The organism is Aeromonas sp. 603757, from assembly GCF_049171255.1.
GTDB classification, from domain to species: Bacteria; Pseudomonadota; Gammaproteobacteria; order Enterobacterales; family Aeromonadaceae; genus Aeromonas; species Aeromonas veronii_A.
Genome location: NZ_JAAKOE010000015.1, coordinates 22,117 through 46,855 on the forward strand (window position 1 = coordinate 22,117; position 24,739 = coordinate 46,855).

The 24,739-nt window shown below is 60.1% G+C and carries 25 protein-coding genes; 16 read left to right on the forward strand and 9 right to left on the reverse strand.

Translation table 11 applies throughout. The annotated features are described in order from the left end of the window. The first annotated feature begins 32 nt into the window (after positions 1-32). Both G5332_RS14510 and G5332_RS14515 read left to right on the forward strand, forming a co-directional pair. Entirely contained in the window at positions 33-692 is a 660-nt protein-coding gene (locus tag G5332_RS14510; RefSeq protein WP_216954052.1) for a DUF2057 domain-containing protein, read from the forward strand. Between the two features lie 99 nt (positions 693-791). Further along, the gene (locus G5332_RS14515) at positions 792-1,688 is read left to right on the forward strand and encodes a histone deacetylase (protein WP_227340820.1); all 897 of its coding nucleotides are present in this window, start codon (positions 792-794) and stop codon (positions 1,686-1,688) included. Between the two features lie 159 nt (positions 1,689-1,847). Here G5332_RS14515 and ylqF read toward each other — a convergent pair whose 3' ends face one another. Further along, on the reverse strand, positions 1,848-2,798 hold the full coding sequence (gene ylqF / locus G5332_RS14520) for a ribosome biogenesis GTPase YlqF (RefSeq protein ID WP_005334061.1): 951 nt from the start codon (positions 2,796-2,798) through the stop codon (positions 1,848-1,850). A 323-nt stretch (positions 2,799-3,121) separates the two neighbouring features. Here ylqF and G5332_RS14525 point away from each other — a divergent pair, with 323 nt between their 5' ends. The 8 genes from G5332_RS14525 to G5332_RS14560 all read left to right on the forward strand — a co-directional run bounded on the left by G5332_RS14525 (position 3,122) and on the right by G5332_RS14560 (position 11,804). Beyond that, complete coding sequence (locus G5332_RS14525; RefSeq protein WP_005334065.1) at positions 3,122-4,519, forward strand: alkaline phosphatase; 1,398 nt, start codon at positions 3,122-3,124, stop codon at positions 4,517-4,519. 11 nt (positions 4,520-4,530) lie between these two features. Further along, positions 4,531-5,922 (forward strand): alkaline phosphatase, encoded by a 1,392-nt coding sequence (locus G5332_RS14530; protein WP_421311307.1) that lies wholly within the window; start codon positions 4,531-4,533, stop codon positions 5,920-5,922. Between the two features lie 72 nt (positions 5,923-5,994). Continuing rightward, complete coding sequence (locus G5332_RS14535) at positions 5,995-6,681, forward strand: hypothetical protein (protein WP_201906334.1); 687 nt, start codon at positions 5,995-5,997, stop codon at positions 6,679-6,681. An 82-nt stretch (positions 6,682-6,763) separates the two neighbouring features. Next, on the forward strand, positions 6,764-7,501 hold the full coding sequence (locus G5332_RS14540; RefSeq protein WP_421249177.1) for a substrate-binding periplasmic protein: 738 nt from the start codon (positions 6,764-6,766) through the stop codon (positions 7,499-7,501). A 245-nt stretch (positions 7,502-7,746) separates the two neighbouring features. Beyond that, positions 7,747-8,142: a nucleoside diphosphate kinase regulator gene (rnk, locus tag G5332_RS14545; protein WP_005334070.1), complete on the forward strand. Its 396-nt coding sequence runs from the start codon at positions 7,747-7,749 to the stop codon at positions 8,140-8,142. A gap of 192 nt (positions 8,143-8,334) precedes the next feature. Beyond that, positions 8,335-8,925 carry a transcriptional regulator UhpA gene (gene uhpA / locus G5332_RS14550; RefSeq protein ID WP_005334071.1) on the forward strand — a complete coding sequence of 197 codons (591 nt, stop codon included), beginning with the start codon at positions 8,335-8,337 and terminating at the stop codon, positions 8,923-8,925. Then, positions 8,922-10,442 carry a signal transduction histidine-protein kinase/phosphatase UhpB gene (gene uhpB / locus G5332_RS14555; protein WP_227340821.1) on the forward strand — a complete coding sequence of 507 codons (1,521 nt, stop codon included), beginning with the start codon at positions 8,922-8,924 and terminating at the stop codon, positions 10,440-10,442. Before uhpA ends, uhpB begins: the two co-directional genes overlap by 4 nt. A gap of 27 nt (positions 10,443-10,469) precedes the next feature. Beyond that, a complete protein-coding gene (locus tag G5332_RS14560; RefSeq protein WP_421204673.1) occupies positions 10,470-11,804 on the forward strand; it encodes an MFS transporter in 1,335 nt (444 codons plus the stop codon). Positions 11,805-11,896: 92 nt separating this feature from the next. Here the strand turns inward: G5332_RS14560 and G5332_RS14565 are convergent, their stop codons facing one another. Then, positions 11,897-13,030: a GGDEF domain-containing protein gene (locus tag G5332_RS14565; protein WP_227340823.1), complete on the reverse strand. Its 1,134-nt coding sequence runs from the start codon at positions 13,028-13,030 to the stop codon at positions 11,897-11,899. Positions 13,031-13,550: 520 nt separating this feature from the next. Here G5332_RS14565 and G5332_RS14570 point away from each other — a divergent pair. The 5 genes from G5332_RS14570 to G5332_RS14590 all read left to right on the forward strand — a co-directional run bounded on the left by G5332_RS14570 (position 13,551) and on the right by G5332_RS14590 (position 16,349). Then, on the forward strand, positions 13,551-14,351 hold the full coding sequence (locus tag G5332_RS14570) for a transporter substrate-binding domain-containing protein (RefSeq protein WP_005334079.1): 801 nt from the start codon (positions 13,551-13,553) through the stop codon (positions 14,349-14,351). A 99-nt stretch (positions 14,352-14,450) separates the two neighbouring features. Beyond that, positions 14,451-15,410, forward strand: coding sequence for an amino acid ABC transporter permease (locus tag G5332_RS14575; protein ID WP_019445267.1), 960 nt, complete (start codon positions 14,451-14,453; stop codon positions 15,408-15,410). Further along, positions 15,394-15,516, forward strand: coding sequence for a hypothetical protein (locus G5332_RS14580; RefSeq protein ID WP_421249176.1), 123 nt, complete (start codon positions 15,394-15,396; stop codon positions 15,514-15,516). The genes G5332_RS14575 and G5332_RS14580 overlap by 17 nt, the downstream gene beginning before the upstream one ends. Continuing rightward, positions 15,500-15,622 (forward strand): hypothetical protein, encoded by a 123-nt coding sequence (locus tag G5332_RS14585; RefSeq protein ID WP_265177235.1) that lies wholly within the window; start codon positions 15,500-15,502, stop codon positions 15,620-15,622. Before G5332_RS14580 ends, G5332_RS14585 begins: the two co-directional genes overlap by 17 nt. After that, complete coding sequence (locus tag G5332_RS14590) at positions 15,606-16,349, forward strand: amino acid ABC transporter ATP-binding protein (RefSeq protein WP_368170690.1); 744 nt, start codon at positions 15,606-15,608, stop codon at positions 16,347-16,349. The genes G5332_RS14585 and G5332_RS14590 overlap by 17 nt, the downstream gene beginning before the upstream one ends. Positions 16,350-16,457: 108 nt before the next feature. On the opposite strand, the gene G5332_RS14595 is transcribed toward G5332_RS14590, so the two are convergent. After that, complete coding sequence (locus tag G5332_RS14595; protein WP_421249175.1) at positions 16,458-17,249, reverse strand: substrate-binding periplasmic protein; 792 nt, start codon at positions 17,247-17,249, stop codon at positions 16,458-16,460. A gap of 168 nt (positions 17,250-17,417) precedes the next feature. Between G5332_RS14595 and G5332_RS14600 the strand changes: the two genes are divergently transcribed. Continuing rightward, positions 17,418-18,257: a sterol desaturase family protein gene (locus tag G5332_RS14600; RefSeq protein WP_216954072.1), complete on the forward strand. Its 840-nt coding sequence runs from the start codon at positions 17,418-17,420 to the stop codon at positions 18,255-18,257. A gap of 83 nt (positions 18,258-18,340) precedes the next feature. On the opposite strand, the gene G5332_RS14605 is transcribed toward G5332_RS14600, so the two are convergent. The 6 genes from G5332_RS14605 to pstB form a co-directional block, all read right to left on the reverse strand. Further along, positions 18,341-19,756: a basic amino acid/polyamine antiporter gene (locus G5332_RS14605; protein WP_216954074.1), complete on the reverse strand. Its 1,416-nt coding sequence runs from the start codon at positions 19,754-19,756 to the stop codon at positions 18,341-18,343. A 9-nt stretch (positions 19,757-19,765) separates the two neighbouring features. Beyond that, positions 19,766-20,668, reverse strand: coding sequence for a homocysteine S-methyltransferase family protein (locus tag G5332_RS14610; protein WP_216954076.1), 903 nt, complete (start codon positions 20,666-20,668; stop codon positions 19,766-19,768). A gap of 293 nt (positions 20,669-20,961) precedes the next feature. Further along, positions 20,962-21,504 carry a hypothetical protein gene (locus G5332_RS14615; protein ID WP_069555291.1) on the reverse strand — a complete coding sequence of 181 codons (543 nt, stop codon included), beginning with the start codon at positions 21,502-21,504 and terminating at the stop codon, positions 20,962-20,964. 19 nt (positions 21,505-21,523) lie between these two features. After that, the gene (locus tag G5332_RS14620) at positions 21,524-22,843 is read right to left on the reverse strand and encodes a hemolysin family protein (protein ID WP_216954078.1); all 1,320 of its coding nucleotides are present in this window, start codon (positions 22,841-22,843) and stop codon (positions 21,524-21,526) included. A 190-nt stretch (positions 22,844-23,033) separates the two neighbouring features. Continuing rightward, a complete protein-coding gene (phoU, locus tag G5332_RS14625; RefSeq protein ID WP_005334097.1) occupies positions 23,034-23,744 on the reverse strand; it encodes a phosphate signaling complex protein PhoU in 711 nt (236 codons plus the stop codon). A gap of 107 nt (positions 23,745-23,851) precedes the next feature. Further along, positions 23,852-24,670 carry a phosphate ABC transporter ATP-binding protein PstB gene (gene pstB, locus G5332_RS14630; RefSeq protein ID WP_216954080.1) on the reverse strand — a complete coding sequence of 273 codons (819 nt, stop codon included), beginning with the start codon at positions 24,668-24,670 and terminating at the stop codon, positions 23,852-23,854. Positions 24,671-24,739 lie beyond the last annotated feature (69 nt).

The window sequence follows — 24,739 nt, forward strand, 5'->3', positions numbered from 1 at the left end:
TGGGCAATCGCCTGACTGTTCAAGGAGATGAAATGAAACTGACTGTTCTGGTACCGGCGCTGGCTGGTCTGTTGTGGGCCGGTAGCGCCTTGGCTGATGCCAAACTGGAAGTATCCACCCCTTACATCGTGCAGTTGATTGATGGCCAATCCATCAACCCCCAGCTGCTCGACAAAACCAGCACCTTCCCCCTCTCTGCCGGCAAGCACCAGTTGGTCGTCGCCTTTGAAGGCAACTACTCCAGCCGTAACGAAATCAAGCTGGTGACCGCCGAGCCGCTGGTGCTGAACTTCACTGCAGCCGACAATCAGCAGCTGGTGCTGGACTATAAAAAGCCCCGCAATGAAGCAGAAGCCAAACAGTTCCTGAAAGATCAGAAAGTGGCGCTGAAAGACAAGGTCACAGGACAGCAAGTGAGCAGTGAACAGTTCGTAATGCCGAAAGTAGAGGGCTTCCAGCTGACCCGTGACTATCAGCAAGAGCTGATCAACATGGGCAAAGCTTTCAACCAGCCCAAAACCGTTGCCGTCTCCTCTGCTGCCGTGATGGCTGCCGCCAGCGCACCGGCCCAAGCCGCGCCCAGCAAGGCGCAAAGCAATCCGGAAGCCCTGACCCAACTGCAAAACTGGTACAACAAGGCCGATGCGGAAACCCGCAAAGCCTTCCAGATCTGGGTTATCCAGCAGCAGTAATCCGGAAACATCATCCTGACCCGTCGGGAATGACAAGGGGAGCTTGGCTCCCCTTTTTCATATCCAGGTTCATCTCTGCATCGATGGAACAATGCCCTGATGTCACTGCATATTTTCTATCACCCCCTCTACTCCTCCCTGGCCCTGCCCGAACGCCATCGCTTCCCGCTGGCCAAGTATCAGGGGCTGTTTGAGCGCTTGCAGGTGCAGGGTTACCCCCTTGGCGAAGCGCCGTCGGCCACCCGGGAGCAAATCTGTCGCATTCACGATGCTGATTATGTCGCGGCGGCCCTGAGCGGCCAGCTGGAAGATCGCGCCATCCGCAAGATCGGTTTTCCCTGGTCACCCATTCTGATAGAGCGCACCTTGCGCTCGGTGGGTGCCACCGTTGCCGCCAGCCGCCATGCTCTTGAGCAGGGATGCGGCTTGCAGATCTCCGGCGGCTATCACCACGCCCATCGCGATCACGGCAGCGGTTTTTGCCTGTTCAACGATCTGGTGATTGCGGCGCAGGCTTGCCTCGACGAGGGGCGCTGCGAACAGGTGCTGATCGTCGATCTCGATGTGCATCAAGGAGATGGCAGTGCAGCCCTGTGCGCCGGACGGCGCGATATCATCACCCTATCCCTTCATGGGGAGCACAACTTTCCCCATCACAAAGCCGCCTCTCACCTCGACTTTCCGCTGCCAAGCGGCATGACGGACGATGCCTATCTCACCACACTGCAACAGGCACTCTCGCTGGCACTGCGGCTCTATTCGCCGGATCTCATCCTCTATCAGGCGGGCGTCGATGTGCATCATGCCGACGAGCTTGGTTATCTCTCCTTGAGCGATGCAGGGGTTCGCCTGCGCGATGCCATGGTATTTGGCTGTGCAATCAAGCATGGGTTGCCCATCGCGGCGGTGCCCGGTGGCGGCTATCGCCGCGACTGGCGACAGCTGATCCCGCTTCATATGTCGCTGTTTGAGACGGCGCGCCATCGTTTTGGCTGATGGCATGGCTTTATATGGCGCGGACACGCCATCAGAGTGGGAGGAGATTTCTCTAGATAAAACAGAAGAGGCGACCCCTGGGGTCGCCTCTTCGTGTTCCGTCATCTCGGTCACACAAGCTCGCTCGTTGTCAGGCAAGCTCGGGACGCCTGAGGATAACTATTTCTGACGCTTGCGGGCGTACTTGCGGCGGGCGCGGGCCTGACGCTCCTCTTCCCGCTCGGCCTTCTCTTTGGCTTTTTGCTCGGCTTCTGCGGCGGCTTCGACAATCTCGACGCTCACCATCTCCGGCGTCTCCAACGAGATGCGGCCAAGCAAGCCGGAGCGGAACTCGTTGATCAGGATCTCGGACGCCTTGTGCAGGTCGGCCAGCCCCCCTTTGCGCATAAACGCCCGCTGGCGGGCGATCATCTCCAGCAGCTCGATCTCGGTCTCGGGCAACTCGTCAATCTGGTAGCGCGCCTTGATCCGCTCCGGATAGGCCTTGATGAAGTAATCGGCGGCAAACATGGCGATATCGGCATAGTCGAAAACCGTGTCCTTGATGGCCGCAGTGATGGCCAGACGATAACCGCAGGAGGGCGGGTTGAGCTTGGGCCAGAGGAAACCCGGGGTATCGGTCAGGATAACGTTGTTATCCAGCTTGATCCGCTGCTGGGACTTGGTCACCCCCGCCTCGTTGCCGGTACGGGCGATGATGCGCCCCGCCAGGGTATTGATCAGAGTGGACTTGCCCACGTTGGGGATCCCCATGATCATCGCCCGCACGCCGCGCAGCTCAAAATTGCGCTCCGGCAGCATCTCGTGGCAGAGAGTCAGCAGTTGCTTGATCTTCTCCGGCTCTTGTTGCGTCAGCGGCAGCGCCTTGATCCCCTTCTCTTTTTCCATGTGCGCCACCCACAGATCGGTGATCGCCGGATCGGCCAGGTCCGCCTTGTTCAGCACCTTGATCACAGGGGTATCACCACGCAGCTCGGGCACCAGCGGGTTTTCGCTGGAGAAGGGGATGCGGGCATCGAGCATCTCGATGATCACATCGACCTGGGGCATGACCTCGGCAATCTCTTTGCGGGCCTTGTGCATGTGACCGGGGAACCAGTTGATGGACATATCCGTTACTCTCTGTGGGGGCTGCGGGCGGGCGCATGGAACAACAGGCGCTCTGCCGCGGGCATCGAACGAAGGGGGCGCATTTTACCTGCTGCGGGCCTCTTTTGACAGGTCATTCTAACCATCACCTCATCAAATCAGCAAACCGCCGAGGCGGAGCGACCTTGCCGGAAGCGACCGGACCAACTGGCTCAATTGACAGATAACACATTGATATAATGTAACATTCTTATCATTTGTTCACACAACCGTCACCGATAGTCAGTAAAAGTGTCATCTGCCCCCTCTAGGCTGCGCTCAGGTTTTACAAGGAGCGAACCCCAATGAGAAAAATGGCAGGACTTGCAGTGATGATCGGCGCCGCCCTGGCTGCCGGCTGCAAATCAGACAATGACACGGTGGCGACCAAGCCCGCAGCCCAACCCACCAACGTCATCTTCTTCCTCGGTGACGGCATGGGCCTCAACACCCTGACGGCGGCCCGCATCTACGGTGTCGGCGAAGAGGGTGATCTCACCATCGATACCCTGCCAGAGACGGCCTTTATCAAGACCTTCTCCCACGATGCCCAGGTCACTGACTCGGCCCCCTCCATGGCGGCCTACATGACCGGGGTCAAGAGCAACAACGGCGTCATCAGCATGGACGGCGACGCCACCTATGAGAGCGACTGCAGCAAGAGCGCCGGCAAGCCGGTGACTACCCTGCTGGAGCTGGCCAAAGCCGATGGCCGCGGTACCGGCGTGGTAACCAGCACCCGGGTGACCCACGCCACCCCGGCAGCTACCTATGCCCATATCTGCAACCGGGATCTGGAAGCGGATATCGCCGTCCAGCTGGTACCGGGCGGCAAAGGCTACAACAGCGCCCTCAAGGAGGGGCTGGATGTGGTGCTCGGTGGCGGCAGCAGTTTCTTCCTGCCCAAAGCTGACAAGGGCAAGCGGGAGGATGGCCGCAACCTCATCAGCGAAATGCAGGCCAAGGGCTACCAGTTTGCCAGCAATCTGGATGAGCTGAACAAGGCCGATGCGGGTAAGCCGCTGCTGGGCCTGTTTGGTTCGAGCCACATGAAATATGACCTAGACCGCCCCGCCAGCGAGCCGTCACTGGCCCAGATGACCCTGGCCGCTATCAAGCAGCTCAAGGGTAAGGAGAAGGGTTACTTCCTGATGGTGGAAGGGGGTCGCATCGACCACGCCCTGCACGACACCAACGCCAAGCGGGCGCTGCAGGACACCATCGCCTTCGACAACGCCATCAAGGCCGCCATCGACGAGGTGAAAAAGAGCGACCCCGAGCTGAAAAACACCCTGATCGTGGTTACCGCCGACCACGACCATACGCTCGTGCTCAACGGCTATGCCAAGCGCACCGGCAAGACCACCGCCGACAACCCCGGCGTACTCGGGCTGGTGAAGAACTACGAGACTGGCGAGCCAAGCAAGGATAGCGAGGGCATGCCCTACACCATCATAGGTTTTGGCAACGGCTACAACCGGGTGGATGGCCCGCGCAGCAGCGTCGCCCCGCTCGACGATGCCACCGTCTCCGCCAATGACTACCACCAGGAAGTGGTGGTCAAGGTGGGCGAGATCGGCAACGAGACCCACGGCGGCACAGATGTCTTCCTCGGCGCCATCGGCAAGGGGGCTGACAGCTTCCATGGCTCACTCGACAACACCGCCGTGTTCGGCAAGATCAAGGCTGCGGCCAAGCTGTAAGGAGCACTTTCATGAGCAAACAGATGAACACATCCATCAAGCACACGCTGGTCTGCGCCGCCCTGTTCAGTGCACTGGGCGCAACCTCCCAGGCACAGGCCGGTGATGCCAAAAACGTCATTCTCTTTATCGGTGATGGCATGGGGCCTACCGTGCTCACCGCCACCCGCCTGTTCAAGGTGGGAGAAGAGGGCAATCTGGAGATGATGAAACTGCCGCGCAGTGCCCGCATCAAGACCTTCTCCAACGATGCCCAGACCACCGACTCGGCCCCCTCCATGGCGGCCTACACCACCGGGGTCAAGATGAACAACGAGGTGATCGCCATGAGCAGCGACACCAAAGCCGTCGCCCCCGGCAAAGACGTCAATGGCAACAAAACCGTCAACAATTGCAGCAGCGATAATGGCAAGCCGGTGCCCACCATCCTGGAGCTGGCCAAGGCGGCAGGCAAATCGGTCGGGGCCGTCACCACTACTGAGCTGACCCACGCGACCCCGGCGGCTACCTACGCCCACATCTGCCATCGGGATGCCGCTTATGACATCGCCGCACAGGCCGTCCCGGGGGGCGCTGGTTTCAACCAGGCGCTGGGGGATGGGGTCGATGTGCTGATGGGCGGTGGTGCCAACCACTGGACCCCCTACAGCGCCAGCAACAAGGGCGGTCGCAATGACAACCGCGACCTGACCGCCGAGATGAAGGCGCAGGGATACAGCTATGTCACCACCCAAAGTGAACTGGCCAAGGTCACCAGCGGCAAGGTGCTCGGTCTGTTCAGCAGCAAATCCCACCTCGACTACGAGCTGGATCGGGTCGCCAAGGGGGCTGCCAATACCCAGCCGTCCCTCTCCGAAATGACCGCCAAGGCGATCGACCTGCTGAGCAAGAACAGTCATGGTTACTTCCTGATGGTAGAGGGTGGCCGTATCGATCACGCCCTGCACGGCACCAATGCCAAGCGCTCGCTCACCGACGCAGTGGCACTGGATGAGGCGGTCAAGACGGCGCTGGGTAAAGTGGATCTCAGCAATACCCTGATCGTGGTCACCGCCGACCATGACCACACCATGACCATTAACGGCTACTCCGCCAAGGGCAATCCGGTGCTGGATCTGGTGAAAAATGGCGATGGCTCGACCCAGAACGACGTAGATGGCAAACCCTTCACCACTCTGGTGTTCGGTAACGGCCCCAACCGTCCCGATGTACGCCCCGTCCTCACCAGCGATCAGGTGATGGCCAATGATTACCTGCAGGAGACCGGCGTCAAACTGACATCGGAAACCCATGGCGGCGGCGATGTGATGCTGTTTGCCGATGGCGCCGGCAGCAACCGCTTCAAAGGCACACTGGATAACACCAAGGTGTTTGGCAAACTGCGGGAGGCGCTCGGCCTGTAAGCAGCAGGGGCCCGGGTGCATCTGAGCAATTGACTCAGCGGCCCGGGCCCCGGCTCTTTCGAGCGACAGATGATGATGCGACTTTTGCTTTCGTTATGGCTGCTTGGCAGCACCCTCGCCTTCCCCCTGCATGCTGACGACACGCCCCCGGATCTCGCCGCCCGGATCAGCTATCACGACCGGAACACCGGCAGCGATGGCATCGCCAGAGAGAGTGTCTGGCAAGAGAAGTGGCTGCGGGTGGGCAATCAGGTGTGGAGCCAGCGGCTCATTCCCCTCCCCCTTGCCCGAGCCTATCACGCCACTCACGACGCCACCCCCGGCCACAAGCACTTTACCCACCAGATGGCGGCCCGCTGGGTCAGCCGCAGTGATGAGGGTGAGCTGCAGCTACGCTATGCCGACAGCTGGCACAACCAGCTGGTTGAGGTGCCGGTGGAAGAGTATGGCCAGGTGGCCTTCAAGCCCGACTGGCTGCGGATCCGCCATCTCGTCAACCCCGCGCTGATCGAGGGGATGACACCGCTGGATGAGGCCGCCCCCGAGCAGGCCCGCTGGTATGAAAAGCGAGAAGGGCAGCAACGAACCCGCATTCTCTGGTCGAGTCAGTGGCAGATCCCGCTGGTGGTCGAATCGGCCAGTCTCGATGGCTATCGCAGCTACCGGATGGAGGTGACCCTGCGCAAGCTGCCTGCTCAGCTCCCCTGGCAGCAACTCGCTGATTACGAAGTGCGCGATCTGCGGGATTTCTTCGACTGAGATCCCAACCCCTCAGCGGGCACAACGACAACGCAGGCAGGAATGTTACACTCTGCATATTCGACTCTGGCTCACGACCTTGATGCGCGCTCTCTGCCTGCCCTTTTTAACCCTGCTGTTGTTGCTGGTGAACACCGGTGCCCAGGCTATTGTGCTGGTGGCGGCCGAGCTGCCCCCTTACGTCATTCGCTCCTCTCACGGCAAACCAAGCGGTGTCGCCATCGAGATCATGGAGGAGGCCGCCCGGCGCCTCAAAGAGCCGCTCACCATCGAGCTGATGCCGCTGGCCCGAGCCCTCACCCAAACCGCCCATCGCAAGGATGTACTGCTGATACCGCCAGTACGCAGCTCTCAACGGGAGCATCTCTACTACTGGGTTTCCCCCATCCTTGATGAAGAGTTCCTCATTGTCAGCAATCGCCACAAGCATCCTACCCCGCTCATGATAAACGCGCTTCCTTCACTCAAGGTGGGCACCTTGCGTCACTCCTTCGGCCAGTATCTGCTCAAGCAGAGGCTGAATCTCGCCAGCCAAACCGTCGCCACCGAAGACCTCAATGCTCTCAAACTGCAACGAGGACGCATCGATGCCTGGGTCGCAGCCTGGAACGTCATCCTCTACAACCAGCAGACGGGCGGATTTTCCATCGATGAGATAGTAAAAGGCGAATCCTTGATGCGTACCCAGTTATTTATCGCGGCCAGCAAGGATTTTCCCTTCACCGAAGGGCGTCGCTGGCAAGCCGTGATTGACGAGATGCGCCGTGATGGCTCGCTCACGCGGATCATCCGTCAGTACAACTATCACTCTCCTGAGTAGTCACTCAATCACGGTTGCCAAGGCCGGCCAGAATGGTTATGGTAGCCCCATGAAAATACTCGCTATTTCCTCGCATTTGCTCACACCCTGCTGAGCCCCCGCCTCGCTCCTTCGGCCGCGAGTCGCTTGGGGGCATGGCATTTTCAATCGATTGAACCTGTTGAATCCATTTTTGTAACACTTTGCGTGATGGCCAACCTGCACCCGCCGGTATGGGCCTATCCGCTATTGATAAGGAATATCTTATGAAACAACCTCATCTGGTTATCTCCAGCCTTGATCTGGACCGTATCGAACAACTGCTCGGCAACCACCCGCAGCATCTCGCCCTGCAAGAGGAGCTGGACCGCGCCGAGATCCGCGAACCGGCCGACATGCCGCCGGACGTGGTCACCATGAACAGCAAGGTACGCTTCAAGATGCAGAGCAGCGGCAACGAGTTCTGCCTCACCCTGGTCTACCCGCGCGATGCCAAGGGCGACGAGAGCAATATCTCGGTACTGGCGCCGGTGGGCAGCGCCCTGCTCGGTCTGAAAGTGGGCGACAGCATCGCCTGGCCGGGCCCGGCCGGTCGCACCATCGAGGTCGAAATTCTGGAAGTGGTCTATCAGCCGGAGCGCGCCGGCGAGCTGCACCGCTGAGTCCCACGGGCTGGTCATCCCCTGTTGATCAGCCCGCTTGCTCGCCCTTGCCAGCTGATCCCGATCAAGCTTTGTTCACCTTGCTCCCCGGTTTTTAGCCCCTTTTCCTGCTGCTGCTTGAGCCTGACTCGAGGGGCAGGTATCTTGTTGGCCGCGTCATGGTCATGACGCACCGAATTTCAGGCTGACATCATGATAAAAATTGCCCTTATCGACGATCACCAGATCGTCCGATCCGGTTTTGCCCAACTGCTCAATCTGGAGCCCGACCTGCAGGTGGTCGCCGAATTCGGCTCCGCCAGCGATGCCCTTGCCGGCCTGCCCGGCAGCGGGGCGCGCGTCTGCGTCTGCGACATCTCGATGCCCGACCAATCGGGGCTGGATCTGCTCAAGCAGCTCCCCTCCGGCCTTGCGGTGGTGATGCTCTCGGTGCACGACAGCCCCGCCCTCATCGAGCAGGCGCTGCAAACCGGTGCCAAGGGATTTCTCTCCAAGCGCTGCAGTCCGGACGAGCTGATCGCCGCTGTGCGTACCGCCGCCCAGGGGGGGTGTTATCTGACGCCGGACATCGCCCAGAAACTGGCCAGCAGCAGCCGGGATCCCCTCACCAATCGGGAGCGGGAGATTGCCCAGTTGCTGGCACAGGGGCTAGAGGTGAAGGCCATCGCCGAGCAGCTTGGCCTCTCCCCCAAGACGGTTCACGTCCATCGCGCCAACCTGATGGACAAGCTCAAGGTCAGCAACAACGTCGAGCTGGCCCACCGCATGCTGGATAGCTGGTGATCTCCCGTTTTGCCAGCTATGTCGCCATCGCGCTGGCGGCCTGCTTCATCTTTGCCGCCGGCTGGTTTTGCCTGTGGAGCATCAGCCTGCATCTGGCGGGCGGCCCGGCACTGGCGGTGCTGCTGTTCCCCTTCGGCCTGCGTCTCGGCCTGCTGTTGCAAAGTCCCGGTCGCTACTGGCTGCCGCTGCTGCTCTGTGAAGGGGGGCTGCTCTACTGGATCAATCTGGAGGTTGGGCTGCCCCACTGGCAGTGGTTGCTGACCGGCAGCCTGCTCACCCTGCTCCCCCTGCTGATTGCCCGCCGCCAGCCGGTGCGCAACGACTGGCAGCAACTGCTGTTGCTGCTCGCCACCGTCTCGGTGGCAGCCCTGCTGCAATCCCTGCTCTGGCATCTGGCGGGAGAAGATGGCCTCTCGGCCCTGCTGCTCACCCTCACCGGCGGGCTCACCCTCACCTCCACCTGCATGCTGATCTGGCACTACCTTACCCGCGCCACCTGGGTGCCGCTCGGTCCTGCACTGGTGGATCAGCCGGTAGACTGGCGCTTTCGCCATCTGGTCTGGTATCTGCTGTTATTCGTGCTGAGCCTCTGGCTTCAGCTGGGACTGCCCAACTCGCTGGTGCGATTTACCCCGTTTTGTCTGGCCATCCCTATCATCGCCATGGCGTGGCGCTACGGCTGGCAGGGGGCGCTGCTCGCAACCCTGATGAACACCATCGCCCTGCTGGCGAGCCAGGCCTGGCACGATCACCCCCTCGATCTGCTGCTCTCCCTGCTGGCCCAGAGTCTCACCGGCCTGCTGCTGGGCGCCGGGATCCAGCGCCAGCGCGAGCTCAATCAGGCGCTGACCCGCCAGCTTGCCCACAATCGCCAACTCACCGAGCGGCTGCTGGAGACCGAGGAGAGCATCCGCAAGGAGGTGGCGCGCGAGCTGCACGACGACATCGGCCAGACCATCACAGCCATTCGTACCCAGGCCGGTATTGTTCGCCGCCTCGCCCCCGACAATGCGGGTGTGGGCCAGAGCAGCGCCCTGATCGATACCCTCTCCCTTGGCATCTACGACGCGGTGCGCGGTCTGCTCGGTCGCCTGCGCCCGCGCCAGCTCGACGACATGACCCTGGAGCAAGCGGTACGGGCACTGCTCAGAGAGCTGGAGCTGGAGCGCCACGGCATCGTCACCCGGCTGGAGTGGCAGCTGGCGGACAGCGATCTCTCTGATGCCCAGCGGGTCACCCTGTTTCGGGTCTGTCAGGAGGGGCTCAACAACGTGGTCAAGCATGCCAACGCCCACTCGGTGACAATCCGGACGCGGCACGGTGAAGAACAGCTGCAGCTGGTGCTGGAGGATGATGGTCGCGGCTTGCCGCAAAGCCGCGCGGCGCAGGGCTATGGTCTGCTCGGTATTCGCGAGCGGGTGCAGGCGCTGGGAGGCACCTTGCAGCTCTCCTGCGTCCACGGCACCCAGTTGACGGTCAATCTCCCCTGCCGCAAGCGGGAGGAGAGCCATGAGTAACCTCGCCCTTCATCAGGGAGGAGCCCCATGCTGAGCTTTATGAGAAGCGCACCGGCGCAACCGCCGATCCGCGAGCAGGCCGAGATCGACGCCACCTATCGTCACTGGCGGCTGCATCTGCTGCTGACCATGTATCTGGGCTATGCGGTCTTCTACTTCACCCGCAAGAGTTTCAACTTCGCCATGCCGGACATGCTGGCGAGCGACATGCTGGACAAGTCAGACATCGGCATGCTCTGGACCCTGTTCTACATCACCTACGGCTGCTCCAAGTTCTTCTCCGGCATCATCAGCGACCGCGCCAACCCGCGCTACTTCATGGGGATCGGGCTGATGGCCACCGGCGTCATCAATATCCTGTTCGGCCTCTCGTCCGCTCTCTGGATGTTTGCCGCCCTCTGGGTGGCCAACGCCTTCTTTCAGGGCTGGGGTTGGCCACCCTGCTCCAAACTGCTCACCAGCTGGTATTCGCGCAGCGAGCGGGGCGTCTGGTGGTCGGCCTGGAACACAGCCCACAACGCCGGCGGGGCGCTCATCCCCCTTATCGTCAGCACCCTGGCCCTGCAGCATGGCTGGCGCTACGGCATGATAGTGCCCGGCCTTATCGCCATTGCAGCCGGTCTGCTGCTCTGCTGGCGGCTGCGGGATACCCCGGCGGCCATGGGACTGCCGTCGGTGGGCGAGTGGCGCAAGGATGCCATGGAGCTGGCCCAGCAGACTCAGGATGCGGGGCTCTCCCATCGCCAGATCCTGCGCAAATATGTGCTCGGCAACCCCTATATCTGGCTGCTGGCCTGCTGTTACGTGCTGGTCTATGTGGTGCGCACCGCCATCAACGACTGGGGCAACCTCTACATGACCGAGCAGCGCGGCTTCAATCTGATGAGCGCCAACTCGGCCATCTCCATGTTCGAGGTAGGGGGTTTTATCGGCGCCCTGGTGGCGGGCTGGGGATCGGACAAGCTGTTCAACGGCAACCGTGGCCCGATGAACCTCATCTTTGCGGTGGGGATCCTGCTGGCGGTGGGATCGCTCTGGCTAATGCCCTTCTTCAGCTACGTGATGCAGGCGGCCTGCTTCTTCACCATCGGCTTTTTCGTGTTCGGCCCCCAGATGCTGATCGGCATGGCGGCAGCGGAGTGCTCCCACAAAAACTCGGCGGGGGCCGCCACCGGCTTTGTCGGCCTGTTTGCCTACATGGGGGCGGCGCTGTCAGGCTATCCGCTGGCCAAGGTGATGGAGATCTGGCACTGGAACGGCTTCTTCGTGGTGATCTCGGTGGCAGCGGGCGTCTCGGCCCTGTTGCTGCTCCCCTTCCTCAAGGCGCAGGCACCGAGAACAGCTCAAGCTGCGTCAGAGTAATGGACGGCATCTGACGAGCTATATCCGGCAAACAGAAACAATCAGGGCGCGGATCACCGCGCCCTGATTTTATTCCTGAACCTATTCCTGCATCAGGCAGCCTGACAGACCCGGTTCTTTCCTTCCCGCTTGGCCCGATAGAGAGCGTCATCCGCACGGCTGAACAGGCTGTCAAAGTGCCACTCCCCCTGCCAGTAAGCAATACCCATGCTGACGGTGATATGAATCCCCTCCACCTCGCTGGCCGCAAGCTGAACCAGCAGTGACTGGCAACGGGCGATGGCCTCGTCTGCGGCGACATGGCGAAACAGCAGCACAAACTCCTCACCCCCAAAGCGGCCCGCCAATACCCCCTCCAGCTCGCGCAGTGCCAACCCGACCCGCTCCAGCACCCGATCACCCACCTCATGACCATGCCGATCGTTGATCTGCTTGAAGTCATCCAGATCGAGCACCACCAACGCCCCCTGTTGTGCAGGGCGTCCCCGGGCCAGACGCTCCATAAAACCACGGCGATTGAACAAGCCGGTCAGCGGGTCATGACTGGCCTGATAGCGCAGCTCCAGCGCCCGGTGCTGGTTGCAGAGCAGCAGCACCCCGAAGGTAAGCATGGAGCTACCCACCAGCATGGAGACATAGGGCAACACGTTGAACAACTGACGCTGGAACGGGCTTTCGATCACCTCGCCCCACACGGTAAACATCCGCATTAATGTCATGGCAATCAGCACCAGATTGAGGCCAATCAGCACCCAGACCGCCACCTGATAATCGGGTCGGCCGTGACGCCAGAGCTGCCAGATGATGAGCGTACTGAGCATGAGGAAGGTGGCGCTGCTGATCATCACCCGCACAGCAATCCGGCCATCGATGGCGACCGACCAGGTCATGATGGCGGCAAACAGCAGGATGAATCCCCAGCAGGCAGGCCAGCCTGGCGATTGCCGGAAGAAACAGCGCTGGGCAACCAGCAGCAGCGACACATGAAAAATCAGGAAGACATTGCCAACCCAGGAGCCATAAGGGGTGGGGGTCAGCAGCAAGCTGGCAAATCCAGCCTGACCCAGCATGGCAAACAGACTGGACCACCACCAGACCCCGACACCGGGAATATCGTTGTGGGTAACACGAATGATGGTAAGAGTCAGGAAACCGAGACAATAGCCACACAAGGCCATGATCATCAAGGTAAAAATATCCAGCTTAAGCAGTAGTGAGGCGTCCATACCAAAGCCATGCAGAGAGGGTAACTGAGTATATGAGAAGCGTTTGCCAAGACCCAGTGGGACTTGATGGTTTTCATAATAAAGCCCGTTCGTTTGCTGACAAACAGCGCAATGAGCGTGATATCCCACCAATGCGTATTCGTATCAGCCCCATAAAAAGCCTCTTACGGAGCCCGATAGCACAATAAGAGCCGCAAGCGGCGCCCTGGCTTTGTAACAAAATGTCTTGGGGATAATTTGGGCTTGAACCCACTCAATTAGATAGATATGTTGTTTTCGTGTGATTTTATGAATGAAGCCATGAGCAATAAATGTCTCTAACCTGTTGAGTCTTCTGACACAATCTGTTTTTGGTACATTTTTCACTCAACCACTATTCATAGCATCTCATATGGGGCTTTTGTCCCGCTCAAGACATTCATCCTGTCTTGCCTGTTGCCGGATGCAGCAGTCTCTTGTGCCACGGAGTCGCACGGGATCAGGTTCAAGGCCGAACACACCACCGACAGAGACGTCACTTATGATCAAAAAACTGATTCTTTCTACCCTGCTGTTTTGCGGGATCGCCACGGCGGCCCCGACACCTGCCCCCACGTCCACCCTGGATGCCGTGCTCGAACGCGGCGTGCTGCGAGTCGGCTTCGACGCCGGCTATCAACCCTTCGAGATGACCAACAAGCAGGGCCAATACATCGGCTTTGATGTGGATCTCGCCAAGATGGTCGCCAAAGAGATGGGCGTGAAGGTCGAGTTCGTCAACACCGCCTGGGATGGCATCATTCCGGCACTCCTGACCAACAAGTTCGACGTCATCATGGGCGGCATGACCGTCACTCCCCAGCGCAACCTGCGGGTCAACTTTGCCGATCCTTACATCGTGGTCGGCCAGACCATCGTCCTGCGCAAAGAGAAGGCGGGCGAAATCAAATCCTTCACCGACCTCAACGACCCGAAATACAAGATCGCGGTCAAGCTCGGCACCACCGGCGAGCAGGCAGTCAAGCGCCTGATCCCCAAAGCCACCCTGCTGCAGTTTGAAACCCAGGATGACGCCAAGCTGGAAGTGATCAACGGCAAGGTCGATGCGTTCGTCTATGACCTGCCCTACAACGCTATTTTCGCCTCCCAGAATCAGGGCGCCGTGGTGCACCTCGACAAGCCGTTCACCTTCGAGCCGCTGGCTTGGGCCATCCGCAAAGGGGATCAGGACACCCTCAACTGGTTCAACAACTACCTGCGCCAGATCAAGGGCGATGGCAGCTACGACCGTCTCTACAAGAAGTGGTTCGAATCCAACGCCTGGCTGAATCAGCTCAAATAACCTCCGGGGGGCGGCACATGCCGCCCCTGCACCACGCAGCTCCCCACACAATAACGAGAAGAGGTTGTGACTGTGCACACACCCAAACCGACAAGACAGATGGAAAAACAACCCAATCAGCTGCTCTGGCATGGGGTTTTCCTGCTGATGCTGCTGGTTGCCGTATTCGGCATCTACAAGGCTGTCCAGTCAGTGGATTACACCTGGCGCTGGGAACGCATTCCCCAATACATCGCCTATCAGGCGGAGCAGAAGAATCTCGCCGAATTTGACGGCACCGTGATGGCGGGCACCAGCGAGGCCGAGAAGGGCAAGCTGTTCCTGCAAGACGATCTCGACCCCAATGTGCGGCAAGCCATTGCCAGTACCGGCGTACAAGTCGCCGAAGGGGATACCGTCTTTCGTGGCGATACCCTCGACACCCAACTGAGCTGGACTGCAGGCCCCATTGCCTGGGGCGTCTGGGTCACCGTCAAACTCTCGCTGGTGGCGGGCATCTTCGCCATCCTGCTCGGCACCCTGGCCGGGCTGGCGCGTCTCTCCCCCAATCCGGCCCTGCGCAATCTGGCGGTCACCTACGTTGAGCTCATCCGCGGCACGCCGCTGCTGGTGCAGATCTTCATCGTCTACTTCTTTATCGGCACCGTGCTGAACCTCGACCGCTTCACCGCCGGGGTCGCCGCGCTGGCGGTCTTTACCGGTGCCTATGTGGCGGAGATCGTCCGCGCCGGTATCAGCTCCATCCACAAGGGGCAGATGGAGGCGGGTCGCAGCCTGGGTATGACCTCGGCCCAGACCATGCGCTATGTCATCCTGCCGCAGGCGTTCAAGCGGGTACTGCCACCGCTGGCAGGCCAATTCATCAACCTGATCAAGGACTCCTCGCTGGTCTCGGTCATCTCCATCACCGATCTGACCAAGGCCGGTCGCGAGGTAGTCAGCTCCACCTTCAGTCCGTTCGAGGTATGGTTTACCGTCGCCTTGCTCTATCTGGTGCTGACCGGCACCCTCTCTTTCTTGGTACGCCGTCTCGAGGTGAAATATGCACGCAGCAACTGATCCCATCATCAAGGTGCCACAGGCATCGAGAAGTGCAGCCATCACCGCCCCCCTCTTCGCCTTCCCGATTCGTTTTCTGGAGGTGAAATATGCACGCAGTAACTGATCCCATCATCAAGGTGCAACGGGCGTCGAGAAGTGCAGCCATCACCGGCACCCCCTTCGCCTTCCCGGTTCGTTTTCTGGAGGCGAAATATGCGCGCAGCAACTGATCCCATCATCAAAGCGACCGGTGTCGAGAAGTTTTACGGCAGCGAAGTGCATGCCCTGAAAAATGTCAGCACCCAGGTCGCCGAAGGGGAAGTGGTGGTGATCGTCGGCCCCAGTGGCTCGGGCAAGTCCACCTTCCTGCGCACCCTCAACCAGCTGGAGACCATCAACGACGGCAACATAGTAGTCGACGGCATCAGCCTGACCGAGCCGGGCGATGTCAACAAGCTGCGGGAAGAGGTGGGCATGGTGTTCCAGTCCTTCAACCTCTTTCCCCACCTGACGGTGCTGGACAACATCTGCCTCGCCCCTCAGAAGGTGCGGGGGCTATCGCGCAAAGAGGCCGAAGATCGCGCCAAAGCCCTGCTGTTGAAAGTAGGGCTATCCAACAAGGCCAAGAGCTACCCCTCCCAGCTCTCCGGCGGCCAGCAACAGCGGGTGGCCATTGCCCGGGCGCTCGCCATGCAGCCACGCATCATGCTGTTTGACGAGCCCACCAGTGCGCTGGACCCCGAAATGGTGGGGGAAGTGCTGGATGTGATGAAGGGGCTGGCTCGCGAGGGGATGACCATGGTGGTGGTGACCCACGAGATGGGCTTTGCCCGCGAAGTAGCGGATCGGGTGCTCTTTATGGAAAGTGGCGAACTGCTGGTGGATGAAAAACCGGCCGATTTCTTCGACAATCCTCCCTCCCCGCGTCTGCGCCAGTTCCTGAGTCAGGTGCTGTAGCCAACACGCTCTGCTGGATAAACGAAGAGGGACCGCAGGGTCCCTCTTTTTGTACTTGACGCTGGAGCAGACTCAAACCAGCTGAACCCGAGTGCCCCTCTCATCGGCTCAGCGCGGGGACTTTCCCAGATAGCGCTCCACGATCACTTTCACCCCGTCACGTTTCTTGAGCTGATAGAGCTCCTTGTCAAACTGTTCGATAAAGGCCTGTTTGTAGGGATACTCCCCCTTGCGGCTATAGCCGAGGAACCCCTGCTCCTTGCTGAGCACCGGCCCCTGTATGAGCAAGGACATATCGGCCACCGCCAGCTGATCGGCCTTTATCATGTTGAGCAACTCATAGAGCAGGGAGAGGCGATCATTGATGGTGCAATCGACCCGGCCGCGGACAATCTTGAGCAAGTTCTCCCGATTGCTTTTCACCTCCTCCACGTCGATCTGCTTCTCTTTTACCGCCTGCCAAAAGGCATCACCGCCGACGGCAAAACCGGCGTTCATGCCAAAGCGCAAACCATGATAGTCGAGCGGAAACCTGGCCTGCGGAGTATTGGCCGCCACACTGGCGCCGCACATCACCACCAGCTCTTCATCCAGCATCGGCTGGGAGTAGGGCCACATCCAGGGGCGACTGTCGGGCTGGTAGTAAGGCGGAAAGATGGCGAAGGCGCTGCCCTGCTCCACCATGCTCAGACCGCGCCGCCACGGCATCGGCTTGAGCACCACCTCATAGTCAGGCATGGCAGAGGTCACCTCGCGGATAATATCGGCATAGATCCCCCTGACCTCCTCCCCCTCCTGCCAGGAGTAGGGGGGATAGTTGGCATCGGCCAAAATTTCAACACGGGTTTTGGCCTGGGCCATCATGCACAACCCCAGCAACAAGCAACACCAGACGCGCATAAGCCAGCACCTCCTGAAAAAGCCTGCATCAAGCATAGCCATCCGCCGCACCTTCCTCTGCTGCCGCGCCATATTTCATGCCATCTCTTCGTTGGCAGAAAAATGTTAATGAAATATTAAAGCCATCCTTTATGCTGGAGAGCAATTGCTCTGAATGGATGGCCGCATATGGATGTGCAACTGCTTCTGCTCTACCTCTCCCCGGTTTTTCTGGCCTTTATCGGCTGGGAGATGCTCTACCTGCGCAAACATGGCGCGGCCTTTCCCACCGCCACCTACCAGTGGCGGGATCTGTTCGCCAACGCCGCCCTGGCCCTGATGCATCAGGGTGGCGATGCGCTGGCGGCCATCGCCATTGCTTATCTGTATGACACCCTCTGGGGCTGGCGACTGTTCGATATCGAGCTGAATCTCTGGAGTGTGCTACTGCTGTTCCTGTTGCAGGATCTCTGTTACTGGCTGTTCCACTTCACCAGCCACCATGTTCGCTGGCTGTGGGCCTCCCACGTGGTGCACCACAGCTCGGAGCGGCTCAACCTCTCCACCGCTTTTCGCCAGAGCCTGATGTACCCGATCTCCGGCATGTGGCTGTTCTGGATCCCGATGATTGTCATCGGCTTCCCGCCTGAGGCGGTGGTCGCCACCGTGCTGCTGAGTCTGGGCTTCCAGTTCTTCGTCCACACCCAGGTGGTGGGCAAACTCGGCTGGCTTGAGTGGGTCTTCAACACCCCCTCCCACCACAGGGTGCATCACGCCAGCAACGCCAAGTACATAGACCGCAACTTCGCCGGGATGCTGATCATCTGGGATAGGCTGTTCGGCACCTTTGTCGAGGAGGATCCTGCCGAGCCATGCCGCTTCGGCATCACCAAGCCGATCCACAGCTTTAACCCCCTCACCCTCACCTTCCACGAGTGGCGCGACATGCTGCGCGACGCCCGTGGCCTACCCTGGCGACAAAAACTCGCGGTGCTGTTTGGCAAACCGGCCGGACCTGCCAGCCGCTGAGCCTTCGTCCCGGATAGCAAGTCCCTGATAACAAGAGAGCGCCACGGTGGCGATCTCTTTTATGGTCAGTCACATCTTCGATATCAGAGATGGGCGAACGACCAGACGGCGGGGATCAGGCTCAGCAAGGTCACTCCGGCCAATAGCCGCTCGCGGCCACTCAGGCAAAGATCTGTGCCCAGCTGACGGCGGCTGTAGAGAAACAGCAGCAGACCCGGCCCGTAGAGCAACAACGACAGCAGCAGATACTCCACCCCGGCGGCATAGAGCAGCCAGAAGCCGTAACCGCTCGCCACCAGCGCCACCGCCCGCATCAGACCGCGGCCCTGCCCGCTCTCCCCCTTCCTGCTGAACGAGAGCTTGAGCAGAAACAGGCCGATCAGCAGGTAGGGCACCAAAATCATCGAGGTAGAGATAAGCAGCAGGCTGGTGTAGCCCTTGCCGAGCAACCACACCAGCAGCAGGCAAGTCTGCACCGTCAGGCTGGTGAGCCAGAGCGAGGCGATAGGCGTCCCATTGCGGTTCTGGCGCCGGAAGATGGCGGGAAACGCACCGTGGCGGGCTGCGCTGAACGGCACCTCGGCCGAGAAGAGGGTCCAGCTCACGTAGGAGGCAAGCACCGAGACGATCAGGCCGACGCTGATGAGCAGCTTGCCCCAGGAGCCGGTCATCTGGGCCATCAGCCCTGCCATGGAGGGGTTGGGCAGCGCTGCGAGCTCGGGCCGACTCAATATTCCGAGCGCCAGCACCGAGATAAGCACATAGAGCAGCAGCGCCAATAGCACCCCAAGCACGGTGGCCGTGCCCACATCCCGCCGGTTTCTGGCGCGGGCCGACAACACCGCCGCCCCCTCGATGCCGGTAAAGACCCAGAGAGTGATGAGCATGGTGTTGCGTACCTGCTCGGAGACCGGCACAGCCAGGGTGCTGCCCTGCTGATCCGCCGCGAAGGTAACAGGGTCGAACCAGTAGCAAGCAAACAGAATAAACAGCAGCAGTGGCAGGCTCTTGGCCAGGGTCGCCACCAGATTGAACAGCGCCGCCTGCTGCACACCACGGGCCACCAGCAGATGCACCGCCCAGAGGATGCAGGACTCGCCGACAAACGCCGCCAGAGTGTTGCCGTCACCAAACCAGATCTGCTCCGGGGTATCGACGAAGCTGCCCAGCGCCGCAAAGGCGATCACCAGATAACCCACCACGCCGATGGTGGCGCAGAGCCAGTAGCCCCAGGCGGAGAAAAAGCCCACCAGATCGCCAAAACCGGCGCGGGCGTAGCTGTAGATGCCGCCGTCGAGATCCGGCCTTAACCGCGACAGATAGAGAAAACTCATGGCGAGCGCAAGGATGCCCACCCCCGTCACACCCCAGCCGATCAGTACAGCGCGCGCTCCCGCCACCTCGGCCATGTTCTGGGGCAGGCTAAAAATTCCCGCCCCCACCATGGAGCTGAACACCAGCGCGGTGAGTGACCAGAGCCCAATCTTGCTCTCTTTCATGGAAGTTCCTTAGCGCAACCGGCGGCTCAGCGCCTGAATATGCTCGGGGCCGATACCGCAGCAACCGCCGATCAAGTTCGCCCCGGCTGCGCGCCAGCGCTCAGCCCAGCCAAGGTAATCCAGCGGCCCCAGATCGGCACGGATCTCGTCCAGTCCGTCGTTGGCGGTGGCCTCTTTGGGCTGCGGCGGGAAGGCGTTGGCATAGGCACCGAGCCGGATGTCGATGCGACCCAGCGCCTGCAATCGGGCGCGAGCAACCTCGAGGGCCCCCTCGATCACCTCGGGCTGACAGCAGTTGAACAGGATGGCATCGACTCCAGCCGCCACCAGCGAGGTCACCGCATCGGCCACCCGTTCGCCGGAACGTAGTCGCGGCTCGTTGCTCGGCGCCTCATCTTCCAGCGTGAAGGAGACCCAGAACGGCTTGCCATCGTCAGGCAACAGCGCTTTCAGGGCCAGTGGCTCGGCAATCAGGCTCATGGTCTCGGCCAGCCAGATATCCACATGAGGGGATAGCGCCCGGATAAGCGGCGTGGCCAGCTCGTTCACCCGGTCCGCCTTGAACAGGTCGGCACGATAGGAGCCAAAGAGCGGCGGCAGAGAGCCCGCCACCTGCACGGCACCCTTCTGCTCGTCAGCCACTTCGCGGGCCAGTTGACCAGCAAGCGCTGCCAGCCCCTCCCCTTCGGCAAAGAAACGCTCATCGCCGATATGAAACGGCACCAGCGCATAGCTGTTGGTGGTTATGACCCTGGCCCCGCTCGCCACATAGGCCTGATGCACGTCGCGCACCGTCTCTGGCGCCTCCATCAAGGCCAGCGCCGACCACTCTGGTTGACGAAACGGTGCCCCCCGCCGTGCCAACTCGCGCCCCATGCCCCCATCCAGCACCCACAATTCCCTGGTTTCCATCTGTCGTGTCTCTTTGTTATGTGCGTTGTTTATTTGCGTATTTATCTGTTTGTTTTGTTGATCTGCGGTTTCGCATCGAATCGCTGCAGATCGTCCTGCTTCATCCTGGGAAGCCCTTTTATTATGCAGCCATAAAAACATATAGATGTTTAGATGGCCAAAATAAGATAAAACAAAGTGCCACGGGCGGCAATCAGTATCAGCAGAAATCAGCGTGCAAACGGCGAGGCAAACGCAGAAATGCAAGAGGCCACCCGAAGGTGGCCTCATCACAATCTTGATCCGCTGGCGACTTAACGCCCGGCCAGCACTCGCTTAATCTGTTTGACCCAGTCGGAGACCCGACCCTGCTGCGGCAAACCGCGCCAGATCTGCTCCCACTGGGCAGGGCTGAGCGGACGACCGAGGCGACGCTGTACGCCTGCATAGAGGTAGTCATGGGCCGTGGTGGCCGCATGCTCGGAGGTGAGGAATTTGGAGACCGGATCGGTCAACCGCACATCCCGCATGCCGAGCAGCGGATAGTCGTTGTGCACCGCCGCCAGCATGGTCTCGCGCATAGCCGACTCGATGTAGCCACGGGCAAACAGGGCGGTCACCGACTCCAGCGACCCCTGATCCGGGCCATGGTACTGCTCATCAAAGACCGGGCTCGGCTCGGCCATGCCGCTTTGCACCACCGCATCGGGATCCGGCTGCGGCACGACCACCGCGGGCTTGGGGGCAACCGGCTTGGCTGCCACTGTGGCTTTGCGCGGCGCGCTCTGGCTACAGGCACCCAGTGCCAGGGCGAGCGCGACACAGGCCAGCGCACGGGAATGAGACTGCATCTTCATGACTTTTATGTCGCTCCTTTTACGATTCCTGAGCTGGCTTCTCGGCCACCACCGGCTCGACCCGGGTAACCAGCAGCTGATCGATCTTGTAACTGTCGATATCCACCACTTCGAACTTGTAACCGGCGTATTTGACCGAGTCAGTGCGCTTGGGGATCTTGCGCAGCATATACATGATGAAACCGGCGATGGTCTCGTAGTTCTGATCGTCCGGAAACTCTTCTATATCGAAGGCGCGCATCACGTCGGAGATGGGGGTGACCCCGTCCACCAGCCAGGAGTTCTCGTCGCGCTGGACGATCTGCTCTTCCACCACGTGGGTCGCCCACTCGCCCATGACGGTGCTCATCAGGTCGTTCATGGTGACGATCCCCACCACCAGCGCGTACTCGTTCATCACCACGGCAAAGTCGCCACGATGATTTTTGAAGTACTCCATCGCCTCATAGAGGTTCAGGGTATCGGGAATGATGATGACGTTTTGTACCAGCGAGCCGCTGTTGAGATCGATGCTCTGGCCGCTGATGACGCGGATCAGCAGCTCCTTGGCATCGACAAAGCCCTTGATGCTGTCGAGGTTGTGGTCACAGACCAGAAACTTGTTGTGGGGGTGTTCGGCGATCTTCGCCTTGATGTCCTCTTCATCCTCTTGCAGGGTGAAGTAGATGAGGCTCTCGCGAGCCGTCATGGCGGAGGTGACGCAGAGTGACTGCAGTTCGAACACGTTCTCGATGAGTTGATGCTCCTCGCGCTGGATAACTCCAGCCTCGGCACCGGCATCCATTACCGCATAGATATCATCGGAGGTGATCTCGTCGTTGCGCTCTGTAGAAATGCGCATCAGGCGAAACAGGGTATTGGCCAGACCATTGAAAATCCATACCAGCGGCATCAGCAGGGTGACGAAGAAGAGCATGGGGCGCACCACCACCACGGCAATCTGCTCGGGCATGATCATGGCCAGACGCTTGGGCATCAGATCGGCGATCAGGATAAACATACCGGTGACGAACACGAAGGAGGCACCGGAGCTGATCTCGCCAAGCCAGGGTCCCTGGTAGAACTGGGAGACAATCCCCTTGATGGCGGGGTTGAGGGCAGACTCACCCAGGATACCGCCCAGAATGGCGACGGTATTGAGGCCAATCTGCACCACGGTGAAAAAGTTGCCCGGCTGGGCCTGCAGGGCCAGCACCTTTTCGGCCTGGCGATTACCTTCATCCGCCATCACCTGCAATTTGATTTTGCGAGACGCGGCGAGAGAGATCTCGGAGAGGGAGAAGAACACACTGCCGCCAACCAGCAGCATTAAAAAGAACAAACTATCGGCAAAACTCATGATTAACCTATTGCTACACCCGCCTTAGCACAAGACGGCAAACTGGGCCCGGGAGACCGGACCGTGAGCCCATCCGGGACTCACACAGGGGGAGTATTCTATCAGAAAACAGCCAGTTGGGGGCTTTATCTTACTCCGACCAGTTATGCAACAAAAAAGGCGCTTCACGCGCCTTTTTATTCACTTCCGGTTAGCCCTTGCCCAGCAAGGTGCCCAGATCGTCCGCCTTGGTGTGGCGTACATCCTTGCCTTTCACGTAGTAGACGATGTACTCGCAGATGTGCTGGCAGCGATCGCCGACCCGCTCGATGGCCCGCGCCGCCCACAGGACATTGAGCACCTGGGGGATGGTGCGGGGATCTTCCATCATATAGGTCATCAGCTCGCGGATGATGGACTCGTACTCGCGGTCTACCTTGTCATCTTCCTTGTAGACCGCCAGCGCCGCATCCAGATCCATGCGGGCGAAAGCGTCGAGCACATCGTGCAGCATCTTGATGGTACGACGGCCCATGTTCTCCAGCGACACCAGCGGCGGCTGCGGCTTGTTGGCGTTGTCGGTCAGCATGCGGGCGATCTTGTCGGCCACGTCGCCAATGCGCTCCAGATCGGTGATGGTCTTGATGATGGCCATCACCAGTCGCAGGTCGGAGGCGGTCGGCTGACGCTTGGCGATGATGCGGGTGCACTCCTCGTCGATCGCCACTTCCATCGCGTTGACCTTGTGGTCGTTGGCCACGATCTTGCGCGCCGCATCGAGATCCTGATCGTGGATCGCCGCAATGGCGTCGGTGAGCTGCTGCTCTACCAGACCGCCCATCACCAGCACCTGATTGCGCACGCTCTCTAGCTCGGCATTGAATTGACCGGAGATGTGTTTATTGAGGTTCATATTGTCCATACAAATAATCCTTGATGCTCCGAGTATGCCTTAGCCGTTGAACTGACCGGTAATCTGTTTATTGATGCTCATCATGTTCATATCCATAACCCTTGTTCAACCACGCCTTAGCCATAGCGACCTGTGATGTAATCCTCGGTCTTCTTCTTGGCCGGTGTAGTGAAGATGGTGTTGGTATCCGAGTACTCGATAAGCTCGCCCATGTACATGAAGGCGGTCTGATCCGACACCCGCGCGGCCTGTTGCATGTTGTGGGTCACAATCACCACGGTGAACTGGCTCTTGAGCTCGTTGATCAACTCCTCGATGGTGAGGGTGGAGATGGGGTCGAGCGCCGAGGTCGGTTCATCGAGCAGCAACACTTCCGGCTCGATGGCGATGGCGCGGGCGATCACCAGACGCTGCTGCTGACCCCCGGAGAGACCGAAGGCGTTGTCGTGCAGACGATCCTTCACCTCGTCCCACAGGGCCGCACCGCGCAGGGAGCGCTCGGCGGCCTCATCCAGGGTGCGGCGATCGTTGATCCCCTGCAGGCGCAGACCATAGACCACGTTCTCGTAAATAGACTTGGGGAACGGGTTCGGGCGCTGGAACACCATGCCCACCTGACGGCGCAGGGCGGATACATCCACGCTCTTGTCATAGATGTTGTGGCCGTGCAGCAGGATCTCCCCGTCGATGCGGCAGATCTCCACCAGATCGTTCATCCGGTTGATGCAGCGCAGCAGGGTCGATTTGCCACAGCCTGACGGGCCGATGAAGGCGGTCACCTGCCCTTTGGGGATCTTCATGTTGACGTTGAACAACGCCTGCTTGCTGCCGTAGTACAGGTTGAGATCCTTCACCTCCAGCGCGGTCTGCTCCGGGCTCAGGTTAAGCAGGTCCAGCGCGGTGTGCTGGGTAGACGTAGTCGTTACGTTGATCATCTGTTACCTCAAAATCTGTCGGTGGCGGCGGGCAATCTCATCGCCCGCGGCCGGAACGCTTGGCTGGCA